This is a genomic window from Thioalkalivibrio sp. ALE28 (assembly GCF_000377425.1).
Classification (GTDB): Bacteria; Pseudomonadota; Gammaproteobacteria; order Ectothiorhodospirales; family Ectothiorhodospiraceae; genus Thioalkalivibrio.
Window position 1 is genome coordinate 58,402 of record NZ_KB898107.1, and the last position, 9,350, is coordinate 67,751.

Genomic DNA, 9,350 nt, shown 5'->3' on the forward strand with positions numbered 1-9,350 from the left:
GCCCCCATTCGCGGACCACCGAAACGCCATGGATACCCAGACGGCCCATTCCGTAGCCCATGTCCTGATCGAGGCGCTGCCCTATATCCAGCGCTTCGCGGGCAAGACCATCGTGATCAAGTACGGCGGCAACGCCATGACCGAGGACCACCTGAAGGCCTCGTTCGCGCGCGACGTCGTGCTGCTCAAGCAGGTCGGCGTGAACCCGGTGGTCGTCCACGGCGGAGGCCCGCAGATCGGCGAGCTGCTCAAGCGTCTGGGCAAGGAGACGGAGTTCGTCAACGGCCTGCGGGTGACCGACCGCGAGACCATGGACGTGGTGCAGATGGTGCTCGGCGGGATCGTGAACCAGGAGATCGTCTCGCTGATCAACCGCTTCGGCGGGCGCGCGGTGGGGCTGACCGGCAAGGACGGCCAGATGATCCGCGCCACCCCGCTACGCGACTATGGCGCGGCCGAGGGCCAGCCGACCGTGGACCTCGGCCATGTGGGCGAGGTCGAAGGCGTGGACCCGGCGATCGTGCATACCCTGGACGAGAGCGATTTCATCCCGGTGATCGCGCCGATTGGCTTCGACCGCGAGGGCAAGGCCTACAACATCAATGCCGACACCGCAGCGGAAAAGCTCGCGGTGGTGCTGGATGCGGAAAAGCTCTTCCTGCTGACCAACACCCCGGGCGTGCTGGACGGCAACGGGGAACTCCTGCCCAAGCTGTCGGCCCCGCAGGTGGACGAGATGATCCGCGACGGGACCATCCACGGCGGGATGATCCCGAAGATCCGCTGCGCGCTGGATGCCGTGCGCAGCGGGGTGAACGCCACGCATATCGTCGACGGCCGCGTGGAACACGCGGTCCTGCTGGAGCTGCTGACCGACCAGGGCGTAGGGACGCTGATCAGCCGCTAGGAGAACGATTAATGCCCGCGACCGCTATTCGCGGCCGTTCATGACCAGCTGCTGGAAGTCGCGGCGATCCAGGTCCAGGCGTTCGTGGATCGCGGACAGCCGGTCGCGCTGGCCGCGGCGGTACTGGCGCTCCCGGGCGATACGGGCGTCCAGCTCCTCCAGTTCCGCGCGGTAACGGTCGGCCAGCGGAGAACCCTCGTTCGCGCCGTCCAGCTGCCGCCGGATACGCTCGCGTTCGCGCAACAGCGTCTTTTCCTGCGCCTCGCTGCGCTGGATATTCCCGGCAATCGAGCGCTCGCGGCGTTCGCGCAGCTCCTCGATCTCGTCCAGCGAGGCATAGGCACGGCGCAGCTGCTGCTCGCGCGCGGCACGGTCCTGGCGCGCGCGCTGGGTCGCCTCCAGGTCGCGCTCCGCCTGTTCGCGCTCGGCGGCGGCCTGCGCCCGTTCCTCGGCGCTCATCGGCGCCGGCAGGATCTCGCGCATGCGGCCCTCGGAGTCGTAAATCCGGCGCTCGCGCTGGCTGGTCTCCGGCTGCGGGGTGCTGGAGTAGTGTACGGTCCCGTCATCATCCACCCAGCGGTAGATGTCGGCCTGTACCGGAACCGCCAGCCCCAGCAGCAGCACCGCGGCCACCCACGATTGCCACAGGCCTTCCCGCTTCCGGTTGCACGCACCCCAAATGACCATTCTCGAACACCTCGGACTCGCATTGATCGCCATCGTCGCCAACGGCTTCTCCGCCCTGGCGGGTGGCGGGGCGGGCCTGCTGCAGCTGCCCGCCCTGATTTTTCTGGGGCTTCCCTACCCCGTGGCGCTGGCCACCCACAAGATCGCCTCGGTGGCGCTGGGCGCCGGCGCCGGCCTGCGCCACCTCAAGAAAAGCACATTCGAGCCCGCGCGCCTAGGCATTATCCTGCTGGCCGGTCTGCCTGGGGTGCTAATCGGTGCCTGGCTGGTGCTCGGCATCCCGCCTCGGGCCGGCGAGATCGCCCTGGGCCTGCTGACCATCGGCCTCGGCTGGTACTCCTGGCGCCGCCCGCAACTGGGGCAGACGGTGCGCACCATCGGCTTTTCCTGGGGCCACGCCCTGATCGGGGCCGCCGGGCTGTTCCTGATCGGCGTGCTGAACGGCTCCCTCGCCTCGGGCACCGGACTGATGGTCACCCTGTGGCTGGTGCGCTGGTACGGCATGAGCTACACCCAGGCGGTGGCCTACACCATGGTCCTGGTGGGCCTCGTCTGGAACGGCGCCGGGGCGTTGATGCTCGGGACGCTGGGCACCGTGCAGTGGGACTGGCTGCCGGCCCTTCTGGTGGGGAGCTTCGTCGGCGGCTACCTCGGCGCCTGGGCGGCGCAGCGCTACGGCAACCGCCTGGTCAAGCGCGCCTTCGAAGTCGTCACCGTCCTCACCGGCATCGCCCTGCTCCTCCCGGTCCCCTGATCAATATCACCACGAAGCACACGAAGGCACGAAGAAGGTCAAGGTCAAAGGCTAATTACCACAGAGGACACGGAGTTCACGGAGAAAATCGAAAGGCCGCCAGCAGCATAGATGACTTCCGCGGCATTCAACCCCGTTCCAGCGCGTGGCCGTATCCCCGCAAATGTTTCACCCGAACCGTCCTTTCTCTGTGTCCTCTGTGTACTCCGTGGTGATAAAGGTTTTTCGCCCTTGACCTTCTTCGTGCCTTCGTGTGCTTCGTGGTGAAAAACCCGGTCTATTCGTCGGGCTCGGTGGCGGTGGGGATTTCGCAGCGGTTGAGCAGATCGAAGTGTTCGATCCCCTCGAGGATGCCGCGGGCGTGGGTGGCCCCGGCGAAGTAGATGCGCTGGAAGCCGCGCAGGCTCTCGAGTTCGGGCTGGTGATTGCCCACCACCACGCCGAGCAGCCGGCCGCGCAGCATATCCTCGTCGTTTCCGGAATCGCCGGCGACCAGCACGTGCTCCAGCGGAATGCCCCACTTGTCGGACAGGTAGCGCACCGCCAGCCCCTTCGACGCCCGCACCGGCAGCAGGTCGAGGAACCGGTCGTGGGAGTAGATCACCCGCGCGTGCAGGTCCTCGCGGTAGAGCCGCGTCTCCACGGTCTCCGCGTCCAGACTCCCGGGGGGTTCCGCAAAGAAGCTGACTTTGAACGCCCGCTGGTCCACATCCGGCTGCAGGACCAGATTCTTCTCCTGGCGCAGGCAGTCGCGCAGCCGGTCCGGCTCCCAGCGATGGCTGATGTGACGCGCCCAGCCACGATCCTCGGTCTGCTTGGTGCCGTAATGGATTTCGCTCCCCACCGAGGTGATCCAGACATCCGGCGTCGGCACCCCATGCTCCTCGAGGATCGCCGCGGCGGAGTCGATGCGCCGCCCGGTGGCCACGCCGAAGGCGACCCGCTTGCGGTTACGCTTGAGCCAGGCGACAAAGGCGCGGGTGGCCTTGTCGTCGCCCAGCAGGGTGTTGTCGATGTCGGTGATCACGGCGCGATCCATCTGCGCCAGATGCCCGGAGACCCGGCGCTCGTGATGGCGCGCCTGGCGCACCTCGCGGGTCAGCGATTTCACCAGCTTCACGTATTTCTCGGCGTGGCCGTCCCAGGAATAGTGCTGGCGCACGCCCTTGAGGCCGGCGCGCGAGTAGCGCTGCCAGCGCGGCCGGTCGGCCAGGATGCCCTGGATGGCGTCGGCGATCCCCTCCGGGTCCAGCGGGTCGATCAGCTGGCCGTTGTGGCAGCGCGAGATGATCTCCTCCGGCCCGCCGTCGTTGGTGGCCACGATCGGGGCGCCGCTGGCGGCCGCCTCGATCAGGGTCAGGCCGAAGGGCTCAGTCAGCGCCGGGTTCACGAACACCCCCTTGCTGGAGGCCACCAGGCGGTAAAGGTCGGGCACGTCCTCGGAGTCATGGTGCTTGGGATACGCCACCTGGCCGTAAAGGTCATGGCGGTCGATACGCAGGAGCAGGTCGGTCAGGACATCCCGCGCGCCCTTGTCCAGGTCGGCAATGTCGTCACGGTTGCCGGCGACGATCAGCAGGTTGGCGTTCTCGCGCAGCCAGTCATTCCCGGCGTATGCCTCGACCAGGGCGCGGATGTTCTTGCGCTCGTCGGCGCGCGACAGCGCCATGATCAGCGGCCGGTCGGGGTAGCGCAGGAAGCGGCGGATCTCGGCCCAGATAGCCGGCTTGCGCTCCCCGCGCTTCGGCGGATGAAACCGCGCCAGGTCGGTACCCGGCGGGATCACTTCCATGCGTTCCGGCTGGTAGTTGTCGTAGGCGGCGTACTGTTCGCCGATCTCCTGGCGGGTGCTGGCGATCACCCGATGCGCATGCGCCAGGGCCTCTTCCTCGGCGTGGATCCGGGTGGAGATGTTGTAGCGGGCCTCGATGTCGGCATCCGACATCCCGCTCTCACGCAGGCGTTCGCGCTTGACCCGCCCCAGCGAATGGCCGGTCTGGAGCATGGGGGCGCCCAGCAGGTTCGACAGCTGCACCGCGACATGTCCGGCATCGGCATAGTGGCCGTGGATCACGTCCGGGCGCAGGCCCACGCCGCGGATATGCCCCAGGGCGTTGTCCGCGAAACAGTCGAGGTAGGGCCACAGCTTTTCCTTGCGCAGGTAGCGCCGCGGGCCGCAGTCCAGCCGCACGATCCGGGCCCCGTCGCCCAGATCCTCCTCGGGCTCGGCGTAGTCGTCGGCTACCTTGCTGTCGACCACGCGGCGGGTGAGCAGGTCCACCCGGCCCACCTGCGGGTGGCGCGCCAAGGCCCGCGCCAGTTCGACCACGTAGAGCGTCTGCCCGCCGGTGTCGGCATCGCGCCCCAGTTCCAGGTCCTGCCCGCGGATCAGACCGTGGACACTGATCAGGACGAGGTAAAGGCCTTCGCCATCACGAGACTTGCTCTGGGTCTTTTTCATGGCACCTCGGGTTCCGGGCTGTCGAACAGGCTCAGGGTCTCGGGGTTGTCGATCAGGCCCTGGGAGACCAGCACGGCGGTGGCCGACCAGGTCTGGCGATAGTTGGCGCGGCGCCCGACCAGGCGGCCGTGGCGACCGTCGTAGTACTCCGGCCAGTGGTCACGATGCAGGCGCTCGGCCGCGACCGCGTGCACACTGCGCGCCAGGTCGGGCCGCCCGACCCGCATGGCGGCCCCGGTGAACGCCCACAGCAACGCCGGCCAGTTGCCGCCGTTGTGGTAGGACCACGGAGTATTCTTGGGGTCGGACCCGGTCAGCAGACGCCATTCCTCGCCAACCATCGCCGGATAGCAGATCTTCACCGGCATGGTCCCGATCAGGTCCTCGAAGCGCTGCTCGAAGGTCTGCATAATCGAGCGCGACTGGTGCTCGTCGGCCAGCCCGAACAGCACCGCCAGCAAGTTTCCGAAGCTGAAGAACCGGAAATCCATCCTTCCCGGCCCGAGGTTACCGACCAGGTAGCCGCTCTCCGACGGGATCCAGTCCACCAGCCAGTCGGGGATACTCTCGGGGTAGATATTCAACGCGTTCTCGGACTCGTGGCCGAAGTGCTCGGTGCGATAGCGGTGGATATCGTTCAACCGCTCGAGATCCAGCCAGTAGTAGTGGCGGATGTAGTCCGACAGCTGCCGGGTACGGATCGCGGACTGCTCGCACAGGAGTTCGGAATCCCGGTCGCAGGGCTCCAGCATCGCCAGTGAGGCCTTCAGCATCCCGTAGAACAGCGCCTGGATCTCCAGCGGGTGGCCGAACACCCCCATGCGCCGGTCGATCATGAAGCTGCCGTCTGGCACCAGCAGAGTCGGGAAGACTTCGAAACGGTCCTGCAGACAGATGCTGAGGATCAGGCGGATGCCGCGCTGCACATCCGCGCTCTTGATGAATTCGTGGTCGCCGGTGCGGTTCTGGTAGGCGCGCAGCAACAGTACCCACCACATCATGGAATCCACCGGGGCGACGCGTCCGATCGCCCGGTCGCCAAAGTCCGCGGCCAGGGCCTCGCGGCCATTTTCGTCGGTGAACACCCGGAAGCTCGCCGGCATCACTCGCGGCAGCCGGCGGTGACCCTCGATCTCCTCCTGGGTATCGCGGATCTGCAGGATCAGCGCGAGGAAGTCGCGGACCACCTCGGGCTCGTCGTTCAGCAGATAGACCAGCCCGGAGGGCACGAAGTCGCGGATAAAGCAGTCGGCATAGTTCTCCGCCGGCGCCCGCTCGTCTAGGCTCGCCACGGTGCCGACCGTGCGACCGCGATAGCGCACCTCGGCATCACGCAACAGTTGAACGGCGGATTCCAGCGTCGGGTTACGGGCGTCGGGCGGGAGCTGATTCATGACGCCGAGTCTATGGAAAGCGGGCCCGATGTGCACGTGTCACGGCCCCCATCCACGCGGCGCTCAGGCGGACTCGGGGTGGCGCGGCATCGGCGGCTCGGCAGCCGGCCGGGCGAACAGGTAGCCCTGGCAGTAGTCGACCCGATCCTTCAGCCAGCGCCATTCGCCCGCGGTCTCGATCCCCTCGGCCACCACCTGAATATCCAGGTCGCGGGCCAGCTCCACGATCTTGCCGAGGATCTTCTGCTGGTAGGTGTCGCCATCGATACCGCTGACCAGTTCGCGGTCGATCTTCACGAAATCCGGGCGCAACTGGGAGAGCATGTTCAGCGAGGCATAGCCGGCCCCCAGGTCGTCCAGTGCCACCTGGAACCCGGCCCGGCGGTAGCGCTCCACGATCCGTGACAGGTGTTCGATGTCCGTGACCTGATCGCTCTCGATCACCTCGAACACGAAACCACTGGGCCCGGCACGGCCGGCCGGGCGCGAGTTGATCTCGCGCACCGTCGTCTCCAGGCAGAAGGCCGGATCATAGATGGCGGTCGGGTTGAAGTTGATGAACAACCGGCTGCCGATCCCGCGCTCGCTGGCCCGGCGAATCGCATTGATGCGCGCCGAGCGATCCAGATGGAACAGCAACTCGGCATTGCGCGCCGTCTTGAACAGCTCCGGTGGCGGGATGGGGTCGCCACCCGGCGTGGAGGCCCGCACCAGCGCCTCGTAGGCGAAGACCTCGGCTGGATCGGCCGCGTGCACGATGGGCTGGAAGTGGAAGTCCAGGGCATCGTTGGCCAGGATCGCGGAGAGATCGCGGGCATTGTGCCGGGCGATCAGCGTGGACAGCAGGTGGGTATCCTGCAGATGCCCGAGCCCGAAGTCCTCGCCCTCGGGCACGAAGGTCGCGCGACAACCGGCCTGCTCCGAGCTGCTCAGGGCCCGCTCCAGGCGCACCAGCATCTCGCCCAGCCCGCCGGCACCCTTCACCGGCAGGGCCAGAATCCCCGAGGTCGGCTCGGCACAGGGCAGCCGTTCGTCTACCATGCGCTGACGCAGGGCCGCGCGAGTATGCGCCAGAACCGGCGCCAGATAGAGGGTGCCGGAGGCCGCCGGCAGCAGGTCAATACGTTCGCAATCGGGACAGCCCACGACCACCTCCAGCGGTCTTGTCTTCGGTCCGGGCCGAGAACCCGGGGTGTTCCTCGGGGTCCCATCACCACAGACCCTCGTCTGTTGGCAGACAATCCTATCGACCCGGAGGTTGCATGAGTCAATCCGATCGTCCGACGGACGCCGAACTGCGCGAACGCCTCACGCCGGAACAATACCGCATCGCCCGCGAAGGCGGTACCGAGCGCCCCTTCACCGGCGCCTACAACAACCACAAGGCCGACGGCACCTACCACTGCGTCGCCTGCGGTGCTCCCTTGTTCGACTCGCACGCCAAGTTCGACTCCGGCTCCGGCTGGCCCAGCTACACCGCGCCGGTGAGCGAAGGCGCCGTCGACGAACACCGCGACCGCTCGGTGGGCATGGAACGCACCGAGGTCCGCTGCGCGCGCTGCGACTCGCACCTGGGGCATGTCTTTCCCGACGGCCCGGCGCCGAACGGGCTGCGCTACTGCATCAACTCGGCGGTCCTCGACTTTCATCCACGCGACTGACACCAGCATCGCCCCCGGGCCATGACGGCCCGGACGATCCTTGAAGGGACTCCTATGCCCGGCCAGACCACCCCGCGCGAGCGCGCGAATGTCCTGATCCTTGCCCTCGGGCAGGCCCTGTTCCTGATCGCCGCGGTCACAGTGATGACCCTGAGCGGCGTGGTCGGGGAACGCCTGGCGGCCGATCCGGCCCTGGCCACCCTGCCAGTCGCCGCGATGATGGTCGGCACGCTGGTCACCACCCTGCCGGCCTCGCTGTTCATGAAGCGCTTCGGGCGGCGCACCGGCTTCCTGCTGGGCACCAGCGTGGGTGGAGCCGGTGGCGCCGTGCTGGCCGCGGCCGGCGTCTTCGCCGAGGCCTTCTGGCTGTTCGTACTGGGCAACCTTCTGCTGGGGGCCTACCAGGCCTTCGCCATGTACTACCGCTTTGCCGCCGCCGATGTCGCCAGCCCCGCCTTCCGCCCGCGCGCCATCTCGCTGGTGATGGCCGGCGGCGTCGTGGCCGCCTTCCTCGGCCCGTGGAACGCCCACCAGGCCCAGGCCCTGTTGCCGGGCACGCCGGAGGCCGGCCCCTATCTGGTCCTCGGCGCCCTGGCGCTGCTGGCGATGACGCTGCTGGCCTGGCTGCGCGTGCCGGCGCCACCGCCGGAGGAACGCGGGCCGGCCCGGCCAATGCGCGAGATCCTGCCGCAAGGGCGCTTCCTCGTCGCGCTGACCGCCGCCGCGCTGGGCTATGCGGTCATGGTGCTGCTGATGACGGCGACGCCGCTGGCCATGCGCCAGGCCGGCTTTGACATGGGCAAGATCGCCCTGGTCATGCAGTGGCATGTATTGGGGATGTTCGCCCCCTCGTTCGTGACCGGCCATCTGATCACCCGCCTCGGGATCACGCGCATCCTCGCACTTGGCAACGCACTGGTGCTGTTCAGCGTGGCGATCGCCGCGCACGGGGAGACGCTGGCGCATTTCTGGCTGGCGCTGTTCCTGCTGGGGGTGGGCTGGAATTTCCTGTTTATCGGCGGCAGTACGCTGCTGACGACCACGCATACGGCCACCGAGAAGGGCAAGGTCCAGGGCGTGAACGATCTGACCATCTTCACGCTGGTCACGGCCGGGTCGCTGCTGGCCGGGGCGCTGCTGCGACCGCTGGGATGGGACGGGATGAATCTCGCGATGCTGCCGGTGATCGCGGTACTGACCATCGCCATCGCCTGGCTCTGGTTCGACGACACCCGCGCCCCGGCGCGCACCTGATCACGCCGCACGCCAGCCACGAACGCTGGGTGCTTCGCTATCGCTGATTGGCTGGCCCTGGTTCGTCGCTGGTGTTTACGGTGCCTTCGGTCCGCCGCCTGCCCGGCGCTGACTCGCCAGCGCGCCCCGAGGTACTTTCTTGCTTGCCCAAGAAAGGACCCAAAGAAGGGCACCCGGATTTCGCCCGGGGACCTTGCTCCAGGGCCCTCGGGCCGGCGGCGCTGAACTCGCT

The 9,350-nt window shown here is 67.7% G+C and carries 8 protein-coding genes; 4 read left to right on the forward strand and 4 right to left on the reverse strand.

The features are described from left to right. The first annotated feature begins 28 nt into the window (after window positions 1-28). Window positions 29-907 carry an acetylglutamate kinase gene (gene argB, locus D105_RS0112640; protein WP_018865449.1) on the forward strand — a complete coding sequence of 293 codons (879 nt, stop codon included), beginning with the start codon at window positions 29-31 and terminating at the stop codon, window positions 905-907. 24 nt (window positions 908-931) lie between these two features. Here the strand turns inward: argB and D105_RS0112645 are convergent, their stop codons facing one another. Further along, window positions 932-1,594, reverse strand: coding sequence for a DUF4124 domain-containing protein (locus D105_RS0112645; RefSeq protein WP_196799339.1), 663 nt, complete (start codon window positions 1,592-1,594; stop codon window positions 932-934). Between D105_RS0112645 and D105_RS0112650 the strand changes: the two genes are divergently transcribed. Beyond that, window positions 1,587-2,348, forward strand: coding sequence for a sulfite exporter TauE/SafE family protein (locus D105_RS0112650; RefSeq protein WP_018865447.1), 762 nt, complete (start codon window positions 1,587-1,589; stop codon window positions 2,346-2,348). The two genes, D105_RS0112645 and D105_RS0112650, sit on opposite strands and share 8 nt — an antisense overlap. Window positions 2,349-2,625: 277 nt before the next feature. Here D105_RS0112650 and D105_RS0112655 read toward each other — a convergent pair whose 3' ends face one another. The 3 genes from D105_RS0112655 to D105_RS0112665 all read right to left on the reverse strand — a co-directional run bounded on the left by D105_RS0112655 (window position 2,626) and on the right by D105_RS0112665 (window position 7,349). After that, on the reverse strand, window positions 2,626-4,809 hold the full coding sequence (locus D105_RS0112655) for an HAD-IIB family hydrolase (protein ID WP_018878631.1): 2,184 nt from the start codon (window positions 4,807-4,809) through the stop codon (window positions 2,626-2,628). Then, a complete protein-coding gene (locus tag D105_RS0112660) occupies window positions 4,806-6,203 on the reverse strand; it encodes a glycoside hydrolase 100 family protein (RefSeq protein WP_026280487.1) in 1,398 nt (465 codons plus the stop codon). The genes D105_RS0112655 and D105_RS0112660 overlap by 4 nt, the downstream gene beginning before the upstream one ends. 63 nt (window positions 6,204-6,266) lie before the next feature. Further along, window positions 6,267-7,349, reverse strand: coding sequence for an EAL domain-containing protein (locus tag D105_RS0112665; protein ID WP_018878633.1), 1,083 nt, complete (start codon window positions 7,347-7,349; stop codon window positions 6,267-6,269). Between the two features lie 116 nt (window positions 7,350-7,465). Between D105_RS0112665 and msrB the strand changes: the two genes are divergently transcribed. Next, window positions 7,466-7,864 (forward strand): peptide-methionine (R)-S-oxide reductase MsrB, encoded by a 399-nt coding sequence (gene msrB / locus D105_RS0112670; RefSeq protein WP_018878634.1) that lies wholly within the window; start codon window positions 7,466-7,468, stop codon window positions 7,862-7,864. 54 nt (window positions 7,865-7,918) lie between these two features. Beyond that, entirely contained in the window at window positions 7,919-9,118 is a 1,200-nt protein-coding gene (locus D105_RS0112675; RefSeq protein ID WP_018878635.1) for an MFS transporter, read from the forward strand. Window positions 9,119-9,350 lie beyond the last annotated feature (232 nt).

Bases quoted from the DNA above. Each gene is read 5' to 3' on its own strand.
- msrB (WP_018878634.1), top strand. From the start codon at position 7,466: ATGAGTCAATCCGATCGTCCGACGGACGCCGAACTGCGCGAACGCCTC.
- D105_RS0112660 (WP_026280487.1), bottom strand. From the start codon at position 6,203: ATGAATCAGCTCCCGCCCGACGCCCGTAACCCGACGCTGGAATCCGCC.
- D105_RS0112675 (WP_018878635.1), top strand. From the start codon at position 7,919: ATGCCCGGCCAGACCACCCCGCGCGAGCGCGCGAATGTCCTGATCCTT.
- D105_RS0112650 (WP_018865447.1), top strand. From the start codon at position 1,587: ATGACCATTCTCGAACACCTCGGACTCGCATTGATCGCCATCGTCGCC.
- D105_RS0112655 (WP_018878631.1), bottom strand. From the start codon at position 4,809: ATGAAAAAGACCCAGAGCAAGTCTCGTGATGGCGAAGGCCTTTACCTC.
- D105_RS0112645 (WP_196799339.1), bottom strand. From the start codon at position 1,594: ATGGTCATTTGGGGTGCGTGCAACCGGAAGCGGGAAGGCCTGTGGCAA.
- argB (WP_018865449.1), top strand. From the start codon at position 29: ATGGATACCCAGACGGCCCATTCCGTAGCCCATGTCCTGATCGAGGCG.